This window comes from Comamonas endophytica, assembly GCF_023634805.2.
Lineage (GTDB): Bacteria > Pseudomonadota > Gammaproteobacteria > Burkholderiales > Burkholderiaceae_C > Comamonas > Comamonas endophytica.
Genome location: NZ_CP106881.1, coordinates 2,514,562 through 2,536,051, shown reverse-complemented (window position 1 = coordinate 2,536,051; position 21,490 = coordinate 2,514,562). Strand labels below are relative to the sequence as shown.

20 protein-coding genes and 1 tRNA gene are annotated in these 21,490 nt (G+C 69.4%); 16 read left to right on the top strand and 5 right to left on the bottom strand.

Translation table 11 applies throughout. The annotated features are described in order from the left end of the window. Nucleotides 1–9: 9 nt before the first annotated feature. Nucleotides 10–753 carry a ComF family protein gene (locus M9799_RS11445; RefSeq protein WP_231041803.1) on the top strand — a complete coding sequence of 248 codons (744 nt, stop codon included), beginning with the start codon at nt 10–12 and terminating at the stop codon, nt 751–753. 4 nt (nt 754–757) lie between these two features. After that, nucleotides 758–1,234 carry a tRNA (cytidine(34)-2'-O)-methyltransferase gene (locus tag M9799_RS11440; protein WP_231041802.1) on the top strand — a complete coding sequence of 159 codons (477 nt, stop codon included), beginning with the start codon at nt 758–760 and terminating at the stop codon, nt 1,232–1,234. A 10-nt stretch (nt 1,235–1,244) separates the two neighbouring features. Here the strand turns inward: M9799_RS11440 and M9799_RS11435 are convergent, their stop codons facing one another. Together M9799_RS11435 and M9799_RS11430 are read right to left on the bottom strand one after the other, a co-directional pair. Beyond that, nucleotides 1,245–1,709, bottom strand: coding sequence for a MaoC family dehydratase (locus M9799_RS11435; protein WP_231041801.1), 465 nt, complete (start codon nt 1,707–1,709; stop codon nt 1,245–1,247). Nucleotides 1,710–1,771: 62 nt separating this feature from the next. Beyond that, complete coding sequence (locus M9799_RS11430; protein ID WP_231041800.1) at nt 1,772–2,410, bottom strand: LysE family transporter; 639 nt, start codon at nt 2,408–2,410, stop codon at nt 1,772–1,774. Between the two features lie 90 nt (nt 2,411–2,500). On the opposite strand from M9799_RS11430, the gene M9799_RS11425 reads away from it, so the two are divergent. Then, nucleotides 2,501–2,935 carry a DUF1841 family protein gene (locus M9799_RS11425; protein WP_231041799.1) on the top strand — a complete coding sequence of 145 codons (435 nt, stop codon included), beginning with the start codon at nt 2,501–2,503 and terminating at the stop codon, nt 2,933–2,935. A 245-nt stretch (nt 2,936–3,180) separates the two neighbouring features. Here the strand turns inward: M9799_RS11425 and M9799_RS11420 are convergent, their stop codons facing one another. Then, nucleotides 3,181–3,825: a c-type cytochrome gene (locus M9799_RS11420; RefSeq protein WP_231041798.1), complete on the bottom strand. Its 645-nt coding sequence runs from the start codon at nt 3,823–3,825 to the stop codon at nt 3,181–3,183. Nucleotides 3,826–3,935: 110 nt separating this feature from the next. Between M9799_RS11420 and M9799_RS11415 the strand changes: the two genes are divergently transcribed. From M9799_RS11415 to M9799_RS11385, 7 genes are all read left to right on the top strand, one after another. Further along, nucleotides 3,936–4,778 (top strand): AAA family ATPase, encoded by an 843-nt coding sequence (locus tag M9799_RS11415; RefSeq protein WP_231041797.1) that lies wholly within the window; start codon nt 3,936–3,938, stop codon nt 4,776–4,778. 13 nt (nt 4,779–4,791) lie between these two features. Continuing rightward, on the top strand, nt 4,792–5,022 hold the full coding sequence (locus M9799_RS11410) for a hypothetical protein (protein WP_231041796.1): 231 nt from the start codon (nt 4,792–4,794) through the stop codon (nt 5,020–5,022). Next, nucleotides 5,019–5,615 (top strand): GNAT family N-acetyltransferase, encoded by a 597-nt coding sequence (locus M9799_RS11405; protein ID WP_231041795.1) that lies wholly within the window; start codon nt 5,019–5,021, stop codon nt 5,613–5,615. The genes M9799_RS11410 and M9799_RS11405 overlap by 4 nt, the downstream gene beginning before the upstream one ends. A 21-nt stretch (nt 5,616–5,636) precedes the next feature. Further along, nucleotides 5,637–6,824 carry a vWA domain-containing protein gene (locus M9799_RS11400; RefSeq protein WP_231041794.1) on the top strand — a complete coding sequence of 396 codons (1,188 nt, stop codon included), beginning with the start codon at nt 5,637–5,639 and terminating at the stop codon, nt 6,822–6,824. 4 nt (nt 6,825–6,828) lie between these two features. Beyond that, nucleotides 6,829–8,703 carry an autotransporter assembly complex protein TamA gene (locus M9799_RS11395; RefSeq protein ID WP_231041793.1) on the top strand — a complete coding sequence of 625 codons (1,875 nt, stop codon included), beginning with the start codon at nt 6,829–6,831 and terminating at the stop codon, nt 8,701–8,703. Nucleotides 8,704–8,706: 3 nt separating this feature from the next. Next, complete coding sequence (locus M9799_RS11390) at nt 8,707–12,792, top strand: translocation/assembly module TamB domain-containing protein (protein ID WP_231041792.1); 4,086 nt, start codon at nt 8,707–8,709, stop codon at nt 12,790–12,792. A gap of 66 nt (nt 12,793–12,858) precedes the next feature. After that, nucleotides 12,859–12,933 (top strand) — tRNA-Arg (locus M9799_RS11385). 60 nt (nt 12,934–12,993) lie between these two features. On the opposite strand, the gene M9799_RS11380 is transcribed toward M9799_RS11385, so the two are convergent. Then, complete coding sequence (locus tag M9799_RS11380; protein WP_231041791.1) at nt 12,994–14,157, bottom strand: GGDEF domain-containing protein; 1,164 nt, start codon at nt 14,155–14,157, stop codon at nt 12,994–12,996. Nucleotides 14,158–14,548: 391 nt separating this feature from the next. Here M9799_RS11380 and M9799_RS11375 point away from each other — a divergent pair, with 391 nt between their 5' ends. Together M9799_RS11375 and M9799_RS11370 are read left to right on the top strand one after the other, a co-directional pair. Beyond that, entirely contained in the window at nt 14,549–14,872 is a 324-nt protein-coding gene (locus M9799_RS11375) for a DUF805 domain-containing protein (RefSeq protein WP_231041790.1), read from the top strand. Nucleotides 14,873–15,008: 136 nt separating this feature from the next. Continuing rightward, the gene (locus M9799_RS11370; protein ID WP_231041789.1) at nt 15,009–15,623 is read left to right on the top strand and encodes an FMN-binding negative transcriptional regulator; all 615 of its coding nucleotides are present in this window, start codon (nt 15,009–15,011) and stop codon (nt 15,621–15,623) included. Nucleotides 15,624–15,632: 9 nt separating this feature from the next. Here M9799_RS11370 and M9799_RS11365 read toward each other — a convergent pair whose 3' ends face one another. Next, entirely contained in the window at nt 15,633–16,535 is a 903-nt protein-coding gene (locus M9799_RS11365; protein ID WP_231041788.1) for a LysR family transcriptional regulator, read from the bottom strand. Between the two features lie 273 nt (nt 16,536–16,808). Between M9799_RS11365 and M9799_RS11360 the strand changes: the two genes are divergently transcribed. The 4 genes from M9799_RS11360 to M9799_RS11345 are packed head-to-tail and all read left to right on the top strand — an operon-like array spanning nt 16,809 to nt 21,464. Continuing rightward, nucleotides 16,809–18,053, top strand: a complete 1,245-nt coding sequence (locus M9799_RS11360) for an NAD(P)/FAD-dependent oxidoreductase (protein ID WP_231041787.1) — start codon at nt 16,809–16,811, stop codon at nt 18,051–18,053. Beyond that, nucleotides 18,050–20,056 carry a hydantoinase B/oxoprolinase family protein gene (locus tag M9799_RS11355; protein WP_231041786.1) on the top strand — a complete coding sequence of 669 codons (2,007 nt, stop codon included), beginning with the start codon at nt 18,050–18,052 and terminating at the stop codon, nt 20,054–20,056. The genes M9799_RS11360 and M9799_RS11355 overlap by 4 nt, the downstream gene beginning before the upstream one ends. A 24-nt stretch (nt 20,057–20,080) precedes the next feature. Next, nucleotides 20,081–21,064 (top strand): Bug family tripartite tricarboxylate transporter substrate binding protein, encoded by a 984-nt coding sequence (locus tag M9799_RS11350; protein ID WP_231041785.1) that lies wholly within the window; start codon nt 20,081–20,083, stop codon nt 21,062–21,064. After that, on the top strand, nt 21,048–21,464 hold the full coding sequence (locus M9799_RS11345) for a RidA family protein (protein WP_231041784.1): 417 nt from the start codon (nt 21,048–21,050) through the stop codon (nt 21,462–21,464). The genes M9799_RS11350 and M9799_RS11345 overlap by 17 nt, the downstream gene beginning before the upstream one ends. The last annotated feature ends 26 nt before the right edge of the window (nt 21,465–21,490 follow it).

Here is a 21,490-nt window from a genome sequence, read left to right as displayed (position 1 = left end):
GTGCTGGCCATGTTTTTGCGCCCCGCTCCCTGGCTGCTGCAAGGCTGGGCCCGGCTGTGCCAGGCGCTGCCCAGCGAATGCGGCATCTGCGGGCGCTGGCCCATGCAGCGCGTGTGCGGCGACTGCCTGGCGCGCTGGGCCGGCACGCAGCCGCGCTGCCGGCGCTGCGCGCTGCCGCTGGCGGGCGGCGCGCCCGAATGCGGCGCCTGCCTGCGCACGCCGCCGGCTTTCGACGCGGCCTGGGCCGCGGTGGATTATGGCTATCCCTGGTCGACGCTGCTCACGCAATTGAAGTTCCATTCCGATCCGGGCGCCGCGCGGGCCCTGGCGCAACTGCTGGCGCGCTGCCCGGGCGCGCTGTCCGCGCTGGCCTCGGCCGCGCTGATCGTGCCGGTGCCGCTGTCGCGCGAACGCCTGCGCGAACGCGGCTTCAACCAGGCGGCGCTGCTGGCCCAGGCGCTGGCGCGTCTGCCACAGTCGCCCCCCTGCGCGCGCGGGTTGCTGCTGCGCACACGCGACACGCCGGCGCAAAGCCGGCTGACGCGCAGCGAGCGCCTGCACAACCTGCGCGGTGTGTTCAAGGTGCCGCCCGAGCGCGTGGGCGGCATCGCGGGCCGGCGCGTGGTGCTGGTCGACGACATCATGACCACCGGCGCGACGCTGGACGCCGCCGCGCAGGCGCTGCGCCATGCGGGCGCGCGTCATATTTGTGCCATTGTGGTTGCGCGCACGCCGCGTGCGCCCCGACAATAGCGACATGTTCCATATCGTTCTGGTAGAGCCTGAAATCCCTCCGAATACGGGCAACGTCATCCGGCTTGCCGCCAACACCGGGTGCACGCTGCACCTGGTGGAGCCGCTGGGCTTTTCCATGGAGGACCGCCTGATGCGCCGCGCGGGCCTGGACTATCACGAATACACCGAAGTCAAGCGGCATGCGGGCTGGACCGCTTTCCTGCGCGACGAGCAGCCCGACCCGGACCGCATGTTCGCCATGACGTCCCACGCCAGCAGCCCGCTGCATGCCACCAAGTTCGAGGCTGGCGACTGGCTGATCTTCGGCTCGGAAACCCGCGGCCTGCCGGTGGCGCTGCGCGAGAGCTTCCCCCCGGGCCAGCGCCTGCGCCTGCCGATGCTGCCCGGGCAGCGCAGCCTCAATCTGTCGAACGCTGTGGCGGTCAGCGTCTTCGAGGCGTGGCGCCAACTGGGCTTCAGCGGCGCAAAAACCGATTAGGTCGCTGGAGTCAATGGGGCGCGCCGTAACTTTGAATAAGGGATTCGGCGACGCAGACCGGCCGCTCGCTGCCTTCGCGTTCGATGGTCACGGCCCAGGCCATCTGCAGCCCGTCGGGCTCGATGCGCTCGGCCTGCTGCAGCGTCATGCGCGCGCGCAGGCGGCTTCCCACGGGCACGGGCGCGGGAAAGCGCACGCGGTTCAGGCCATAGTTCACGCCCAGGCGCGCGCCGGCAAAGGCAAATGCGCCGTCGAAGAACTGCGGCAGCAGCGACAGCGTGAGAAAGCCATGCGCGATCGGCGTGCCGAAGGGGCCCGAGGCCGCGCGCTCGGCATCGACATGGATCCACTGCTGGTCGCCGGTGGCATCGGCAAAGAGCTGGATCTGCTGCTGGGTGATGGTGATCCAGTCGGTCACCGCCACTTCCTGGCCCACGCAGGACAGCGCTTCGGAGTAGGAGCTGAAGGTACGCATGCGGCCCACTGTAGTGGGCTCGGCCGCGCGCCGATGTCTGGCAGGCGACAAGCCGGCACGGCTCACGTGGTTGGAACGCTGCGCTGCACGAAGAACAACCCTGCCCCCACGGCCATCAGCAGGCCGCCGAACACGCGGTTCTGCAGGCGCAGCGCGCGCGGGCTGCGCATCAGGCGGCGCAGCGCGCTGGCGCCGGCCGCATAGCCATGCATCACCGTGGCATCGATGGCCAGCATGGTCACCGCGAGGATCAGCAGCTGCGGCGCCAGCGGCCGGCCGGGCGCCATGAACTGCGGCAGCACGGCGACCATGAAGAGGATGCCCTTGGGGTTGGTGGCGTTGGTCAGGAAGCCCGTCAGCAGCCGGCTGCGCACGCTGAGCGCGGCAGCGGGTACGTTGTCCGCGGACAGGGGGCCGGTGCTCGAGCGCCACTGCGACCAGCCCAGGTAGATCAGATACAGCGCGCCCACCACCTTGACGATATTGAACGCCCAGCTTGATGCCGCCAGCAGCGAGCCCACGCCCACGCCGGCCACGACCAGCACCAGCAGCAGGCCCAGCTGCAGCCCCCAGATCGTCGGGCTGGCCTGGCGCAGCCCGTAGCGCAGGCCATGGCTCATCGACAGGACGGCGCCCGAGCCCGGGGACACCGCGATGATCCATGCGGCAAGAAAGAAGGCCAACCAGGTCTGCAGGTCCATGAAGCGCCAGCGCAAAAACCGTCCATTCTAGGGGGCGGACCAAGCCCGTGCGCGCAGCTGGAAAGCACGCGTGCTACGCTGCGCGCCATCATGTTCAACCCTTCCCAAGCCGACGTCCGGCGCTTTTTCTGCGCGGTGCGCGCCAAGATGCTTGCCAATGCACCCATGGAGGCTATCGAGACCCTGGCCAGCCTCTGGATCGCCGAGCATCCCGAATATTTTCCCGACCTCGCCGATGCCGACGCCGCCGTGGCGCGCAATTACGACGACCCGCCGGGCCAGACCAATCCGTTCCTGCACCTGTCGATGCACCTGTCGATCAGCGAGCAGTGCAGCATCGACCAGCCGCGCGGCATCCGCCAGGCCGTCGAGCTGCTCACGCGCCGGCGCGGATCGCTGCTGGATGCGCACCATGAAGCGATGGAATGCCTGGGGCAGATGCTGTGGGAAGCGCAGCGCGCGGGACGGGCGCCGGATGGTGAGGGGTATGTGGCTTGTGTGCAGAGACGGGCGACGCGGGATTGAGTTGGCATGCGGTTGGAAGCCTGCACGATGGCAAAGGCTAGATGCACATCCTCGGTCTGGCCGTCCATCCTTCGACAGGCTCAGGACGAACGGGTTTTAAACCATTCCTGGTGAGCTCAGGACGAACGGGCTCAAACCGTTCGTGGTGAGCTTGTCGAACCATGAACGGCCAATTCTCAAAAGCATTGACTGGCCCAACCTTGGATGAATCCGCCAGGCAAGCGGAGGCCGAACGGCAAAGGTACTTACCTGAATTTCGACTGCGGCACCGTCTTCAGATCCCCGTCCAGTCTGCCGATGTAGTTCGCCAGCTGCTTGAGCTCCTGGTTGCTGAACTGCTGGGCAATGCCGGCCATGACCCCGTTGCTGCGGCCGAGCTGGGGGTTGTTGGTGATCTTGTATGACTTGAGCGCGACATAGAGATAGTCGGCATGCTGGCCCGCGATCTTCGGGTAGCTCGGGTCGATGGGCTTGGAGAAATTGTCGCCATGGCAGGAGATGCAGGCGCCGCGCTTGAGCAGCTCGGCCACCTGCACGCTGGGCTCGCGCGCCGGCTTGGCGGCGCCGGCCGGGGACTGCTGTTCATAGAATGCCGAGACATCGGCGATGTCCTGCTCGGTCAGCGAGTTGGCGATGCTGCGCATGGTCGGGTGCTTGCGCTCGCCCTTCTGGTAGGCGGCGAGCGCCGCCGCCATGTAGGGCGCGCCCTGGCCCGAGATCATCGGTACCTTGTGCACTTCGGGAAAGCTGGCCTGGTAACCCGGGATGCCATGGCAGCCGATGCACATCGCCACCTTGGCGGCTCCGGCCTTGGCATCGCCCTGGGCGTGCACGGTGCCGGTCAGGCAGGCAACAGCCAGGGCAAATATCGTGGTCAAATTCTGATTCATTTTGCGCGCACAATCCTTTGGAAGTTCCAACTGCCTAGCCTCGCGGAGCGAAATGATTATAGGCAGCAACCGCCAGGCACCCCCATCAATACTTACGCTGATATACCGCCATGAAATTTCAAGGTTCACAAAATTACGTCGCGACCCAGGATCTGATGCTGGCGGTGAACGCGGCCGCCACCCTGCAGCGCCCGCTGCTGGTCAAGGGGGAGCCCGGCACCGGCAAGACCATGCTGGCGGAGGAAGTGGCGCAGGCGCTGGGGATGCCGCTGTTGCAGTGGCACATCAAGTCGACCACCAAGGCCCAGCAGGGACTGTATGAATACGACGCCGTGAGCCGCCTGCGCGACAGCCAGCTGGGCGACGAGCGCGTCAAGGACATTCACAACTACATCATTAAGGGCGTGCTGTGGCAGGCATTTACTGCCGATCAACCCGTGGCATTGCTGATTGACGAAATCGATAAAGCGGATATTGAGTTTCCCAACGATTTGCTGCGCGAAATCGACCGCATGGAGTTTTATTGCTATGAAACCCGTGAAATGGTCCGCGCAAAGCACCGGCCGCTGGTTTTCATTACCTCGAACAATGAAAAGGAGCTGCCCGACGCGTTCCTGCGCCGCTGCTTCTTCCACTACATCAAGTTCCCCGATGCCGACACCATGCGCCAGATCGTCGCGGTGCACTTCCCCACGCTGCAGGGCGAGCTGCTGGGCGCGGCCATGAAGACCTTCTACGACGTGCGCAACCTGCCCGGCCTGAAGAAGAAGCCCTCGACCAGCGAGCTGATCGACTGGCTCAAGCTGCTGGTGGCCGAGGACATTCCGCTCGATGCGCTGCAAAGCGCCGACAACAAGGTCAGCGTGCCGCCGCTGGTGGGCGCGCTGCTGAAGAACGAACAGGATGTGAGCCTGTTCGAGAAGCTGGTCGCCATGAACCAGCGCAACCGCTGAAGAAAGAATTGCAATGACGAATGTCCGAAAGATGCTGGTCGAGGGCCTGTCCGATGCCCTGGGCTTCCTGGTGGGCGCGCTGCTCGGCTATGGAGCGGGCCGGCTGCTGGGGCTGGACCTGTTTGCTTCCGGCTACGGCCCGACCACGCTGGCGGCGATCGTGCTGATCGGCCTGTTCGGCGGCGCCGGGCTGCAGGCCGCGCGCATCTGGCGCAGCGAACGCGACAAGCCGGAGGCTGAATGAGCCACGAATTCGCCACTCCCGCCGTGCTGCAGGGCCATGGCGTGCGCCTGGAGCCGCTGACCCTGGAGCATGTGCCGGGCCTGCGCGCGGCCGCAGCGGACGGCGAGCTGTGGAACCTGCGTGTGACCTCGGTGCCGCGGCCGGAGGACACGCAAGCCTATGTGGCGCAGGCGCTGGAGCAGCAGTCGCGCGGCGAGCGCCTGCCCTGGGCGGTGGTGGACGCCGCCAGCGGCCGCGTGCTGGGCTGCACCAGCTACCACGACATCGTTGCGGCGGTGCGCCGCGTCGAGATCGGCTACACCTGGTATGCGCGCAGCGTGCAGCGCAGCCATGTGAACACTGCCGCCAAGCTGCTGCTGATGGCGCACGCCTTCGACACGCTGGGCTGCTGCGTGGTGGGCTGGCGCACCGACATCCTCAACCTGGCGAGCCAGCAGGCGATCGAGCGGCTGGGCGCGCGGCGCGACGGCGTGCTGCGCTGCCATGCGCTGCGCCGCGACGGCAGCATCCGCGACACCGTCATGTACAGCCTGCTGGCCAGCGAATGGCCGGCCGTGCACGAGCGCCTGCGCCAGCGCCTGCAGACCCCCTAGCCCCTCTCCGGAGACTGAGCCATGCTGATCGATTTCTTCTACACGCTGCGCGCGGCCAAGCTGCCGGTGTCGGTCAAGGAATACCTGAGCCTGCTCGAGGCACTGCAGGCCGGGGTCGTGGGCCCGAAGAGCGAGGACGGCTGGAGCCTGGACGACTTCTATCACCTGAGCCGCACGGTGCTGGTCAAGGACGAGAAGAACTACGACAAGTTCGACCGCGCCTTCAGCGCCTATTTCAAGGGCGTGGAGATGGTCGCCGACCTGACGCGCGAGCTGCCGCAGGAGTGGCTGCGCAAGCTGCTCGAGCGCGAGCTCAGCCCCGAGGAGAAGGCGGCGATCGAGGCGATGGGCTGGGACGAGCTGATGGAGACGCTCAAGAAGCGCCTGGAGGAGCAGAAGGAACGCCACCAGGGCGGCAGCAAGTGGATCGGCACGGGCGGCACCAGCCCTTTCGGCCATGGCGGCTACAACCCCGCGGGCATACGCATCGGCGGGCCGGGGCGCAACAAGAGCGCGGTCAAGGTCTGGGAGCAGCGCGCCTACCGCGACTACGACGACCAGCAGGAACTGGGCACGCGCAACATCAAGGTCGCGCTGCGCCGGCTGCGCAAGTTCGCGCGCCAGGGCAACGAGCTCGAGCTGGACCTGCCCGACACCATCCGCAGCACCGCGGCCAATGCCGGCTATCTCGACATCAGGATGATTCCCGAGCGGCACAACCACGTGAAGGTGCTGCTGCTGATGGATGTGGGCGGCACCATGGACGAACACATCCAGCGCGTCGAGGAGCTGTTCTCGGCCGTCAAGAGCGAGTTCAAGCATCTCGAGTTCTACTACTTCCACAACTGCGTCTATGACTACATGTGGAAGAACAACCGCCGCCGCTATGCCGAGAAGTTCGATACCTGGGACATCATCCGCAAGTACAACAAGGACTACAAGCTGATCTTCGTCGGCGACGCGACCATGAGCCCCTACGAGATCCTGCAGCCCGGCGGCAGCGTCGAGTACCAGAACGAGGAGGCCGGCGCCGAGTGGCTGCAACGCCTCACGCATGCCTTTCCGCGCTTTGCCTGGATCAACCCGGAGCCGCAGGGCGTATGGCAATACCGCCAGAGCATCGGCATCATCCAGCAGCTGATGAGTGACAGGATGTACCCCTTGTCACTCAAAGGATTGGAGGACACTATCCGGCTGCTGTCAAAATAGGCACATGCCCCTGTCTTTGCCCACACAGGCGCCGGCCATTAGGTCGGCGTTTTTATTGACGGCCGCGCTGCTGCTGTCCGGCTGCAGCCTGCTGTCCAAGGAAAAATCCCGCGATGCCCAGGCCGTGAGCTCCGTTACCGGCCCACCGAGCTTTGCCCTGCAGGTGGAGGCGCCCGACGACGTGCGCGAGCTGCTGACGAAGCACATGGAGCTGCAGCGCTTTCGCCAGCAGCCCGACCTGCAGCGGCGCGAGCTCTCGCGCCTGCTCGGCGCCGCTGACAAGAACATCCGCAGCCTGATCGGCACGCTCGGCTACTTCAGCCCGACGATCGCGCTGGAGATCCAGGAGGCGCCCGAGGCCAGCGAGGAGCGCTACGTCGTCATCGTGCGCGTGGACCCGGGCCCGCCGGCGCAGATCTCCACGGCCCAGGTGACGTTTTCCGGACCCACGGCCAACGACGCGGGCGGCGCGACCCAGCGCGCGCTGATCCAGAACACCTGGCCGCTCAAGCCCGGGCAGCGCTTCACGCAATCGGCCTGGGGCGGCGCCAAGAGCCAGGGGCTGCGCAGCCTGCAGCAGCGCCGCTATCCCACGGCCGCCATCGCCAGCAGCCAGGCGGTGATCGACGCCGATACCCAGGAGGCGCAGCTCGACGTGAACTACGCGCCCGGGCCGGCCTACACCTTTGGCGCGCTGCGCATCGAAGGCGGCCAGCGCTACGACACCGAGGGCACGGCGCGCATCGCACGCCTGCCCGAGGGCCGCGAATACTCGCAGCAGGAGATGCTCGACGCGCAGCAGCGGCTGGCGAGCAGCGGCTACTACGACTCGGTGTTCCTGACGCTGGACACCAGCGCCGCGCAGCCCGAGAGCACCGCGGTGACGGCTCCGGTCATTGCCCAGGTGCGCGAGGCGCAGCTGCAGAAATGGGTGCTGGGCGTGGGCGTGAGCACCGACAGCGGCCCGCGCCTGAGCGTGGACCACATCCACAACCGGCTGCCTTTCATCGGCTGGCGTGCGGTCACCAAGGCCAACATCAACAAGAAGAACCCGCTGCTGTCGACCAACTGGACGGCCCTGCCCGACCAGACCGGCTGGGCCTGGTTCACCGGCGCCAAGGCCGAGCGCGAGGAAACCGGCGACTTCGACACCAACAGCCTGCAACTGCGCGCGGGCCGCAGCCGCAGCGAGGACCGCATCGACCGCAACTACTACCTGCAGTACGACTATGCGCGCCAGCAGGGCGGCGAGGAGCTGCCCTCGAGCTCCTCGATCACCGCCAACTATGGCTGGACCGGGCGCTACTTCGACAGTCCGACCAACCCCACCTCGGGCCACGGCTTTGCCTGGGAAGTCGGCGCGGGCACGACGCTGACGCCCACGCGCGAGCCCTTCGGCCGCGTTTCGGCGCGCTGGCTCTCGCTGATCGGCATCGGCGAGCGCGACGAGGTCACGCTGCGCCGCAGCCGGCTGGCGCTGCGCGCCGCGGGCGGCGCGGTGATCGCGCGCGACGATGTGGCCATCCCCGTGACCCAGCTGTTCCTCACCGGCGGCGACACCACGGTGCGCGGCTACAGTTACCAATCCATTGGCGCGCGCACCGAGAACGGCCTGGTCACCGGCGGCCGCTACCTGGCCGCGGGCAGCATCGAATGGCAGCGCCCCATCACCGTGCGCGGCAATACCAGCGACTGGGAAAGCACGCTGTTCCTCGACGCCGGCACCGTCACCGACAACCTCGACGCCATGAACGTGCGCGCCGGCGTGGGCACCGGCATCCGCTGGCGCAGCCCCGTCGGCCCGGTCCAGGCGGATATCGCCTACGGCCTCCAATCCCAACGCCTGCGCCTGCACCTGCGCCTGGGCTTCACTTTCTGATCCATGGCCGAGCCGACCGCATCCCCTTCTCCCTCCTCCTCCCCTGCTGCCGCCCCCCCTCCCGCGCGGGCACCGCGCAGCCCCTGGCGCCGCGCCGGGCGCGCGCTGGCCTGGGTGTTCGCCGCGCTGCTGCTGGCGATCGCCCTGGCGCTGGGCGGCGCCTGGTGGTGGGCCGGCCAGGCCGACTCGCTGGCTTCGCTGATCACCCGCGTGGCGCGCTGGCTGCCCGAGGACCAGACGCTGGAAGCGCGCGACGTTTCGGGCACGCTGCGCGAGGGCGGCCACATCGGCTGGCTGCGCTGGCGCGGCCCCACGCTCAGCGTCGAGGTCGAGAGCGCCGACCTGGGCTGGCAATTGCAGCCGCTGCTGCAGCGCGAGGTGAAGGTCGGCAAGCTGCATGCGAAGCGCGTGGAGATCCACAGCACGCCGGACCCCGAGAAGACCCCCACCGAGCCGCTGCAGCAGCTGCGCCTGCCAGTGCGCATCGAGCTGCCCTTCGAGATCGACCAGCTGGTCTGGAGCGGCCCGCCGCGCGCGGAAATCCAGCAGCTGCAAGGCAACTACCGCTATGACGGCCGGCAGCACCGCCTGGAAGTGGCGCGACTGGACTGGGCCGATGGCAGCTACCGCGCCCAGCTGCAGCTGCAGGCCGAAGCGCCCATGCAGTTGCAGGCCCAGCTCTCCGGCCATCTGGAAGCTCCGCTGCCCGATGGGCGCAGCCAGGCGGTCGATGCCGAGGTGAAGATCGAAGGCACGCTGGCCACCGAGGCCGCGAGCCTGAACATCACCGCCGATGCCCAGGCGCCTGCGGGCACTGAGGGCCCCGCGCCCAGCGCGCATGCCACGGCCGTGGTGCGCCCCTGGCTGGAGCAGCCGCTGGAGCAGGCCGAGGCCACCTTCGAGCAATTCGACGTCGCCAGCTTCTGGGCTGATGGCCCGCGCACGCTGCTGTCCGGCAACCTCAAGGCCGGGCCCGAGGCCGAGGGCGCCTGGGCGCTGCAGACCGAGCTGCGCAATGCGCAATCCGGCCCCTGGGACAAGCAGCGGCTGCCGCTCGACCGCCTGCAGGCGCAGGTGCGCTTCGCCGGCGGCGTATGGGAAGTGCGCGAATCGCGCGCCGAGATCGGCACCGGCCAGGTCGCGCTGCAGGGCCGCTTCACCACCGCGACCAAGGCCGTCGAGGGCCGCGCCGATGTGACCCGACTCAACCCCGCGGCGCTGTACAGCACGCTGGACGCGGCGCCGCTGCAGGGCCGCATCGAGGCCACCACGCGCGAGGACCAGAGCGTCAGCTTCGTCGCCGCGCTGCAGGCCGACGGCGGCCGCGCGCGCCGCGCGGGCCAGCGCGCGCCACTCGCCATCGAGCGCCTGAACGCCACCGGCCTCTGGCAGGCGCCGCTGCTGCGGCTGAGCGAGCTCGACCTGCAGGCGCTGCAGGCGCGCGTGCGCAGCAGCCGCGTCGAAGTCGATACCGAAACGCTGCTGGTGAGCACGCGCGCCCAGGCCGAGGTGCCGGGCGGCAGGCTCGACATCGACGGCCAGCTGGGCCGGACCAGCGGCGCGGGCAAGGCCGATCTGGCCATTGCCTCGGCGCCCGCGCTGCTGCAATGGCTGCGCGGCCTGCCCGGCGTGGCCGACCCGCTGGCCGGCGCCAGCCTCGAAGGCCAGGGCCAGCTGGCGCTGCAGTGGCAAGGCGGCTGGGGCGGGCTGCAGCAGCGCCTGCAGGCCGCGGCGGGCCAGCTGCCCACCGCGCCCACGGGGCTGCAGCTGCAGGCGAGGCTGGACGTGCCCAATCTGCGCTATCTGGCGCCGGGCGCCGAGGCGCTGGCCGTGCAGGGGCTGCTGCTGAACGTCAGGGGCACGCCCGAGCAGGCGCAGATCGAGCTGCAGGGCCAGGCCCGGCAGGGCGAGCGCAACGTGCAGCTGAGCACCGCCCTGGAAGCCGGCCTGGCGCGCGCGCGCAGCGCGGCCCCGGCCGACTGGCAGGCGCGCATCACGCGGCTGCAGGCCGGCGTGGCGCTGGGCAAGGAGTTTCCCGGCATCTGGGCGCTGCAGCTGCAGTCGCCGCTGCAGCTGCGCCAGACCAGCCCCGGCGGCGCCGTGCGCAGCACGCAGTTCGAGGCTAGCGCCAGCGCGTTGAGCATCACGCCGCCCGCCCCGTTCAAGGGCCAGTCGCGCATCGAATGGCAAGACGGCATCGCGCGCTCCCAGCCCCAGGGCCTGTGGGCCGTCAAGACCCAGGGCCGGCTGCTGGCCGTGCCCATCGCCTGGGCCGATGCGCTGGGGGTGCAGAACAAGGAAGGGCCGCTGGAGCGCTCGGGCCTCAGCGGCGACCTGCGCCTCAACGGCAGCTGGAACATCGACACGACCGGCGCGCAGCTGCAGGCCGACGCCACACTCGAGCGCGCCGACGGCGACCTGCGCCTGGCCATCGACGACGAGGACACCGCAGCTTTCGTGCGCAGCAGCGGCCCCTCCGCGGAGGACACCAGCGGCAACATCGCCGCCGGCGTGCGCCCGCGCGCCGTGACGCTGCCGAACAACCGCATGTTCGCGCGCATCCAGCAGGCCAGGCTGGACCTGCGGGCGCGCGGCAATGAGGTCACGGCGCAGCTGAACTGGGCCAGCGGGCGCGCCGGCAACGTCCAGGCGCAGCTGGGCACGCGCCTGGCGCAGAACGCCGAGGGCTGGAGCTGGCCCGAAGACGCGCCGCTGGGCGGCAGCGTGAAGGCGCAGATGCCCGATGTCGGCATCTGGTCGCTGTTCGCGCCGCCGGGCTGGCGCGCCTCGGGCACCTTCAGCGCCGACGCCACGCTCTCGGGCACCCGGCTCGACCCGCGCTGGCAGGGCACGCTGCAGGCGCGCCGCCTGGGCATCACCTCGCTGCTCGACGGCGTGGACCTGCGCAACGGCAGCCTCGACGGCCGGTTCTCGGGCAACCAGCTCGACATCACCTCGCTGCGCCTCGAAGGCGGGCAAGGCAGCAGCGCGCGCATCCTGGGCTACAGCGGCAACCTCACTGCGGCTCCCGTCGGCGGCGGCGAGCTCGTCGGCCAGGGCACCATCCAGTGGGACAAGCAAGGCCAGGGCGAAGGCTCGGGCCTGCGCATGCAGTTCAACGCCGAAGCGCGCCGGCTGCAGGTACTGGTGCGCGCCGACCGCCAGCTCAGCGTGTCGGGCAACCTGCAGGCCCGGCTCGACGCAGGCCAGTGGACGCTGCGCGGCAGGCTCACCGCCGACCGCGCAGCGATCCTGCTGCCCGAGGATTCGGCGCCCACGCTGGACTCCGACGTGATCGTGCGCTCGGCCGCCTCGCGCCGCGCGGAGCAGGAAGCGAAGGCGCGCCAGACGCGTGCCCAGGCCGAAACCGCCAAGCCGCCGGACATCGCCGTGAGCCTCGACCTGGGCCGCGACTTCGCGCTGCAGGGCTTCGGCATCACCACCCGCCTGGTCGGCCAGCTCGACGTGCTCGGCCCGGCGCAGCCCGGCGGGCCGCCGCGCATCACCGGTGAGGTGCGCACCGAACAGGGCCGCTACCGCGCCTGGGGCCAGTCGCTCGATGTCGAGACCGGCATCGTGCGCTTCAACGGCAGTTACGACAACCCGTCGCTCGACATCCTCGCCATCCGCCCGAACATCGCGGTGCGCGCCGGCGTGCAGGTCACGGGCTCGGCGCGCGACCCGCGCGTGCGCCTGTACTCCGACCCGGAGCTGCCCGATGCCGAAAAACTCTCCTGGGTGGTCATGGGCCGCGACCCGGCCGAGGGCGGCGCCGAGGCCGCGTTCCTGCAGCAGGCCGCGCTGGCCCTGCTCAGCGGCGGCGGCTCGGGCGAAAACTTCGCCGGCCGCGTGGGCCTCGACGAGATCGGCTTCAAGGGCCCGGGCAGCAACGCCGCCGGCGAAGACAGCCCCGCGCTGACGCTGGGCAAGCGTCTGTCGACCAACCTGTACGTCACCTACGAGCAGAGCCTCTCGGGCGCGATGGGCACGCTCTACATCTTCTACGACCTCTCGCGCCGCCTCACGCTGCGCGGGCAGACCGGGGAAAAGAGCGCCGTCGATCTGATCTACACGGTGCGCAGGGATTGATTGGAAGCGCCCTGATGCCAGTTCACGCCGGCATCGGGGCTGCATCCGCTTACAATAGCGCGGCGTCTCCTCATAGTTCAATGGATAGAACGAGTGCCTCCTAAGCGCTAGATGCAGGTTCGATTCCTGCTGAGGGGACCAATTCCAAGGCTGCACATGTCCACAGACGTGCGGCCTTTTTCTTTTTCTCCTTGGAAACCCTCAGTCCGCCCGCCCGTTCGCGACCGGCACCAACTCCATCCGATCCCGCCCCTTGCGCTTCGATGCGTAGAGAGCTTCGTCGGCCCGCTTGAGCCAGTGCGACAGTTCCATGTCGGGCTGGTCGAACAAGGTGGCGCCGATGCTCAGTGACACCGGCTCCGGCGTCGCGAACATCGCGCGCGCCTGCTGGGCGAAGGCCTCGCGCAGGCCCTGGCCCAGCGCCTGGGCGGCCGCGCCGGAGACATTGCGCAGCAGGATCACGAACTCGTCCCCGCCCAGCCGCGCGGCCAGCGCGCCTTGAGGCAGCGCAGCGCGGATGAGGTCGCTCAGGGCCAGCAGCAGGCGGTCGCCGGCATCGTGGCCGTGCAGGTCGTTGACCTGCTTGAAGTGGTCGATGTCGATCAGCAGCAAGGCGCCAGGGCTGGCCGGCGACGCCTGCTCCAGCAGCTGCGGCGCGCGCAGATAGAGCGCGCGGCGGTTGTCCAGGGCCGTGAGCGGGTCGCGGGCGGCGATCTGCGCGATGCGTTCCTCGCGACGGTGGCGCTCGGTGCCGGTCATGGACATCGCGAGCAGCATGATCGCCATCACGCCTTCCACCAGCGAGATCTGGATCACCGCGCCACGGAAACTGGCCAGGTTGACGATGGCGTCGGGCGCCATGGTCGAAACGGCCTTGGCGAGGTAGAAAAGCCCGTGCGCCAGCAGGACGAAGCGCAGCTGCGCCGCGCCCACGCTCAGCGCGCCGTCCTGCGGGCGCAGCAGCAGGCCGGCGCGCACGGCGATGAGGGCGATCAGCAGCGACTGGACGCACATCATCGCCTTGGACCACCAGGGGCCGTCGGGCAGCAACAGCATCGCCAGCCAGACGACGGCCAGCAGCCACCAGGCGTGCGGCAGCCGCACGCGCGTGAACCCGGCGACGCCCGCCAGGAACAGCCAGTGGGCGACGATCAGCAAGCCGTTGGGGAACCAGATGCCGAACAGCATGTAGCCGCTGGAGCGCAGCAGGGCCAGCGAGCTGCCCACGGTGACCAGGGCGAACCCCGCGCTCCAGAGCAGCAGCGAGCGCTCGCGCACGATGCCCCATTCGGCGGCCAGGTACAGCGCCGAGGCGGCAGCCATGGCCGCGGTGATGACGAGCAGGGTGAAGGGGTCGAGAACCATGGAGGATGAATAGATCGGCGCAGCCTTGCTCCGCGCGAGAGCCGCCCGGCGAGGGGCAATGCGCGCGAGCAAACGGCTGCCGGGCGGCGGCGTTCGGGACGCGCATTGGAATGGAACGCAGCCGCGGGCGAGGCGATTGTCGCAGGATGCGGATTTTCAGGTATCCGCTGTGGGCCGGGCCGCCGGGTGGAATTGAGGATCGATCCGGACATGGCCCGATACGCTCCCGCGGCGATCGGAAAGCCAGGCTCGTTGACCCGCCGCCGGCGCAAATGCGTGGCCTTGACGCCACGGCCGCCTGCCTCCCCAAAAACCCTCAATATTAGATACAAAAGTTACGTCAAGATTCATTTATACCGCCAGTGTTCACCGAAAAACCATAGGGGAAGTCATGACGTTCCAGGAATCCATTCGCGTGTGCTTTGCCAAATACGCGGATTTCAGCGGGCGCGCAAGCCGCTCCGAATACTGGTGGTTCGGCCTGTTCGCCATGCTCGTCTCTTTCGGGTTGTCGCTGATCAGCGGCATACTCTGGCTCCTCTTTGCCCTGGCAACGGTGCTGCCCTCGATTGCCGTCACGACACGCCGGCTCCATGACACGGGCCGCAGCGGCTGGTGGCAGCTGCTCTACCTCGTGCCGGTCATCGGGGTCGTCGTGATGATCGTGTTCCTGGTGCAGGACAGCAAGGGCGAAGACGCTCTGGTCCAGGCCTGAGCGCGCCGGGCTCGGCGAGGGTCTGTTGCGCCGCATCAGGCGCGAATCCGCAACAACCGGCAGCACCTTGCCGCGCGGCGCTGCTTTTCGCGCGAAGATGGGGTCCGCATACGTTTCGCCAGCCACCTGCCGCACCATGTACATCCCTCCCTACTTCGCCGAAGTCCGCCCCGAAGAACTGTCGCGCATCATCCACGACCACCCACTGGGCATGCTCGTCACGCATGGCCCCGGGGGCCTGGACGCGGACCATATTCCCTTCGAGTTCGATGCCGAGGCCCGGCGGCTCACGGCCCATGTGGCGCGCGCCAATCCGCTGTGGCAGCGCTGCGCGGAGGGCAGCGAGGTGATGGTGGTGTTCCGCGGCGCCGAGGGCTATGTCTCGCCCAACTGGTACCCGAGCAAGCACGAGGCGCACCGGCAGGTGCCGACCTGGAACTACGAGGTGGTGCACGCGCATGGCGTGCTCACGGTGCGCGACGACGAGCGTTTCGTGCGCGGCCTGGTGGGGCGCCTGACGCGCCGGCACGAGGCTTCGCAGCCCAGGCCGTGGAAGATGTCCGATGCGGCGCCGGGGTACGTCGACGAGCTGCTGCGCGCCATCGTCGGCATCGAGATCGCGCTGACCTCGTTGACGGGCAAGCGCAAGCTGAGCCAGAACAAGGAAGCGCGCGACCGGCTTGGCGCGGCCGAAGGGCTCGAGGCCGTAGACAACGCCGCGCTGGCCCGGGCGATGCGCCAGGCCGGCTGAATCCAGCGCTCACTGCTCCCCCAGCCGCTGCAGCCCCACGCTCAGCGACTTGCAGAACACCTGCGCCGCGGGCGACAGCAGCGCGCCCTTCTGGTGGTAGATGAAGAAGTCGCGCCCGAGCGCCGGGGTGTGCAGCGGCACATGCCGCAGCCCGAAGCTGCCCGACAGCTGTGCCGCGTAGGCCGGCACGGCAGTGACGCCCATGCCGTTGCCGGCCAGCGCCAGCGCCGTGGTCAGGTGGTTGACCTGGGTGACCGTGCGCTCGCCGAAGCGCAGGCTGTTGCGCTCGAAGAGCTTTTCCAAGTATTGGTTGAATTCACTGGAGTAGGCAATCCAGTCCTCGCTGCCCAGGTCGCTCCAGGCTACGCTCCTGCACTGCGCGAAGCGGTGATCCTGCGCGAACACCAGCACCATCGGCACCTCGGTGAGAAAGATGCGGTTGATCTCGGGCCCGGCCTGGCGCTCGGGGCCGATGCCGAGCTCGGCGTCGCCGCTGCGCACCACGCCCAGCACCTCGTCGGCCGTGCCGTCGACCACCGTGAGCGCCACCTCGGGGTAGCGCTGGCCGAAGCTGTCGAGCACGCGCGGCAGCCAGGTGCAGGCCAGCAGCTGGGGCACGGCAATGCGCAGCCGTTCGCGGTGCATGCGCTGCATGTCGTGCAGGCTGGCCTCCATCTGCTCCAGGCTGGCAAGCACGCGCCGCGCCTGCGGCAGCAGTTCCTCGCCCTGGGGCGTCAGCTGCATGCGGCCCTGGCTGCGCTCGAACAGGCGCACGCCCGCCTGCTCGCCGAACTGCTGGATCAGCATGCTCACGGCGGACTGGGTCAAATGCATCTCGCGCGCCGCCTGGGTGACGCTGCGGTGGCTGGCGACGCAGACGAAGGCGCGGATCTGGCGCAGGGAAATATTCATGGCAACACCAAAAAACAGGGCACGGTGGAGCGCGGCCGGGCGCCGTGTCTCGATCGTGCCACGGCATGGCTGCAAGCAAGACCCATGCGAACCCCAGCCTGGTGCATGGCGCGCGCCGCAGCCTTGGCGCCCCATGGCCCCGCGCCCTGCCCCGCTTTGGGCCGCGGGCCTGCGCCAATGTGGCGCAGCCGGGCTGCGGCATCAGCTTTGCTGATGGCTGCAGCAGATTTATTCGTTTGACCCGGCGCGGTGCGCGTTCGAACAATGGGCGCCATGAATATCGCCGTGATTGGTTCCGGAATCGTGGGCAGTTGCACCGCCGCCTGGCTGATGCGCGACGGCCACCGCGTCACCTTCTTCGACCCGCTGGCGCCCGGGGAGGCCTGCTCCTTCGGCAACGCGGGCTCGCTTTCGCCCAGCGCCTGCCTGCCCGTGGGCATGCCGGGCATGTGGAAGAAGGCGCCGAAGTGGCTGCTCGATCCGCTGGGCCCGCTGACCGTGCGCTGGGACTACGCACCGCAGGTGCTGCCCTGGCTGCTGCGCATGCTGCGCCACTCCAGCCGCGAGGAAGTCACGCGCATCGCCACGGCGCTGCGCGGCCTGCTCGCCCCCATCTTCGACTGCTATGACCCGCTGCTGCAGCAAGCCGGCGCCGGGCATCTGGTGCGCAAGACCGGCTGCCTGTACGTGTACTCCTCGCGCGAAACCGCGGCGCAGTGGGCATGGGGCATGCAGTTGCGCCGCTCGCTGGGCGTGGCGCTGCGCGACATCGAGCAGGACGAACTGGAGCATCTGGAGCCGGACCTCAAGGGGCGCTTTCGCTTCGGCGTGCTGGCGCCGGAGAACGGCTCGACGCTCGATCCCTCGAAGCTGGTCAAAGCCATTCACCAGTCGTGCATCGACGGCGGCGCGGCGTCGGTGCGCGCGCGCGTCGTGCGGCTGCACCGCCAGGGCGCGGCCGTGAACAGCATCGAGACGGACGATGGCGCACGGCATGCCGTGGAGGGCGTGGTGGTCGCGGGCGGCGCCTGGTCGGGCGAGCTGGCGCGCCAGCTCGGCCTGTCGATTCCGCTGGAGACCCAGCGCGGCTACCACGTGACGGTGCGCAGCAGCAACCTGCGGCTGCGCCACACGGTGATGGCGTCGGAGCACAACCTCATGGTCAATCCCATGGAGATGGGCCTGCGGCTGGCGGGCACGGTGGAATTCGCGGGATTGCGACCGCCGCCGAACTACGCGCGCGCCGACGCGCTGCTGCGCCAGGGGCGGATGCTGTTTCCGCACCTCGACACCAGCGAGGTGACGCGCTGGATGGGCCACCGCCCCTGCCTGCCCGACAGCCTGCCCGTGGTGGGCCGCGCGCCGCGGCACGAGAACGTGTGGCTGGCCTTCGGCCACGGCCACATGGGCATGTGCATGGGCGCGGCCACGGGCCGCGAGATCGCGCACCTGGTCGCGGGCCGGCAGCCCGAAGTCGATCTGGCGCCCTTCAGCCCGTTGCGGTTCGGCCAGCCATGAAGCGCATCGCACTGATCTGCAACCGGGGCTTCTCGGACCTGCTGGTGCTGGGCCGCCAGAACCGCCCCGACCCCTATGCGCTGTGCACGCCGCAGTCGCCCTGGGAGCAATGGATTCCCGCGCGCCAGCGCCTGGAAATCGACGCGCGCATCGACGCCGCGGGCGAGCAGGTTCAGCCGCTGGACCTGGACGCATTGATCGCGCAGCTGGAGCCGCTGGCGCCTGAACTCGATGCCGTCGCCGTCTGCCTGCTGTTTTCCTGGCGCAATCCGGCGCACGAGCGGGCCATCGCGCAGGCGCTGGCGCGGCATTTCCCGGCGCTCGAGATCGGCTTGTCGCATGGCTTCGGCCATCTGCACACGGAGTACGAGCGCACGCTGCAGACGGTGCTGGCGCTGGCCGGGCCGCTGGCGCCGCCTGCCCCGCCCACTGCTGTGCAAGCCGACGCGCCCACCCTCGCCCATCGGCTTGGCACGATTGCCGATGGCATGCAGTCGGTGCTGGTGGAGCAGGCCGTCTCCAGCATCGCGCGCGAGGCGATGGACTGCGCGGCCGCGATCTTCCTGCCCGATGGCCGCTTGATCGCGCAGGCGCGTTCGCTGCCGCTGCTGCTGGGCAGCCTGAGCCCGGCGGTGCGCGGGCTGCTGGCGGCCTACCCGGCCGAGGGCATGCGCGCGGGCGATGGCTTCATGCTCAACGATCCCTGGGCCGGCGGCACGCACCTGCCCGACATCACGCTGGTGCGCCCGGTGTTCCATGCGGGCCGGCTGGCGGCGCTGCTGGCATGCATCCTGCATCACCAGGACGTGGGCGGCACCGCGGCCGGATCGCTGCCGAGCAACGCCACGCACATCCACCAGGAAGGCATCATCATTCCGCCGCTGCGCCTGTACCAGGACCATGCGATCCAGCCCGACATCCTGCGGCTGCTGCAGGCGAATTCGCGCACGCCGGAGAATCTGCGCGGCGACCTGGCCGCGCAGTGGCAGGCGCTGCTGGCCGGCGAGCCACCGCTGCAGGAACTGCTGGCGCAGGCCGGCAGCGGATTCGAGGCGCAGTGCGCCGCGCAGCTGGCGGCTTCGGCGGCGCTGGCGCGCGCGGCCATCGCGCAGTTGCCCGAGGGCGAGTATGGCTACGCCGACGCGCTCGATGGCGACGGCGTGGTGCCCGACCAGATCCGCATCGCGGTGCGCCTGACGGTGCGCGCTGGCGAGATCGAGGTGGACCTCAGCGGCTGCGCCGACCAGTGCACGGGCCCGGCCAATGCCTCGCGCGGCGCGGTACAGGCGGCCATCACCTATTTCGCGCGCATCCTTGCGCCTCATGGCGCCAGCGATGAGGGCTGCCTCGAGCCGATCCGCGTGCGCCATCGGCCCGGCAGCCTGGTCGATCCGCAGTACCCGGCGGCGGTGAATGCGCGCACCAACCTGCTGAAGATCCTGGTCAACGCCCTGCTGGGCGCGCTGGCCCAGGCCGATCCCGCGCGTTTTCCGGCGCCCAACGCGGGCGCGGCCGTGGTGCTGTCGATGGCCGGCAGGCGCGCCGACGGCCGGCCGTGGATGTACACCGAGATCATTGCCGCCGGCGCGGGCGGCACGCCGCAGGGCGCTGGCGCGGCCGGCGTTTCCACCGACATCAGCAACGCACGCAACACGCCGGCCGAAGTGCTCGAAGCCCAGGCACCGCTGCGCGTCGAGACCGTGGCCGTGCGCGCGGGCTCGGGCGGCGCGGGCCGCCACCGCGGCGGCGACGGCGTGCTGCGCCGCTATCGGCTGCTGGAAGGCACGGCCACGCTGAGCTACCGCGGCGAGCGCCACTCGATCGCGCCGCAGGGCGTGCTCGGCGGCCAGCCCGGCGAGTGCGCGCAGGCCTTCATCGAACGCGCTGGCGGCGAAACGCTGGCGCTGTCCGCCAAGTCCACGGCCACGCTTTTTGCCGGCGACCGCCTCACGATCGCCACCGCAGGGGCCGGCGGCTGGGGCGCCGCACCCTCTTCTTCCTGATCGCATCATCAACCCGCAAGAACCATGAAAACCTCCCACTTCGCATCCGGCTTCCTGGCCTGCGCCCTGGCGCTGGCCTGCACCACCAGCGCGGCCGAAACGGCGCAGGACTATCCTTCCAAGACCGTGAGCATCGTCGTGCCCTTTCCCACGGGCGGCAGCACCGACCTGCTGGCGCGGCGCGTCGCCGACAAGCTGCGCGCCGCCTGGGGCAAGGCCGTCATCGTCGAGAACAAGCCCGGCGCCGGCGGCGCGGTGGGCGCCGAATATGTGGCCAAGGCCGCGGGCGACGGCTACACGCTGCTGATGGGCGTGACCGGCAGCAACGCGATCGCGCAGTCGCTGTACCCGAACCTGCGCTACCACGTGATCAACGACTTCAAGCCCGTGACCATGCTGGTGAGCGCGCCGCTGGTGCTGGCGGTGAACCCGAACGTCAAGGCCAACAGCGTCAAGGAATACATTGCGCTGTCGAAGAACGGCCCGCGGCCGCTGAGCTTCGGCTCGGCTGGCAACGGCACCTCCATGCACCTGACGGGCGAGATGTTCAAGCAGGCCACGGGTGCGCGGCTCGAGCACATCCCCTACCGCGGCAACGGCCCCAAGGTGACGGACCTGCTGGGCGGGCAGATCGATTCCTCCTTTGGCGACCTGCTGGTGCTGCAGCCGCACCTGGAAAGCGGCAAGCTGCGCGCGCTGGCCGTGACTTCCGCCCAGCGCAATCCGATCCTGCCCAACGTGCCCACCGTGGCCGAAAGCGGCTTCCCGGGCTTCGAGGCGCTGTCGTGGCAGGGCCTGTTCGCGCCGGCCGCGACGCCCGATGCCATCGTGCAGAAGATCAACCTGGCGGTGAGTGCGGCCGTGAAGGCGCCCGACGTGCAATCCTTCTTCGCCGAACGCGGCTTCGTGATGGAGGGCAACGGCAGCGCCGCCTTCACCCAGTTCGTGAAGCAGGAGACCGGCAAGTGGAAAGACATCGTGGAGAAATCCGGTGCCAGGGCCGACTGAGCGCGCGGCGGCGCCGGCCTTCGGCTGCATCGGCGGGCCGGTGGTGCGCGCCGGCGTGGCGCAGCCCATCTCCCAGGCCACCGCGCACAATGGCCTGCTCTTCGTGTCGGGCCAAGTGCCGATGGTGGCCGGCCGCCCCGCGGCCGGGGACATCGCGGGCCAGACCCACTGCGTGCTCGACATGATCGCCGCCATCCTGGCGCAGGCCGGCGCGGGCCTGGAGCATGTGCTCAAGGTGAACGTGTGGCTCACGCATGCCGAAGACTACCCAGCGTTCCACGCGGCCTATGGCGAGCGTTTCGCGCAGGCGCCCCATCCCGCGCGCTCGACCGTGATCTCGGGGCTGATCGCGCCGGTGCGCATCGAGATGGAAGTGATCGCGGCGCTGCCCGGCGCCTGAGGCTGGGCCGGGCCGGGCGCTATGCC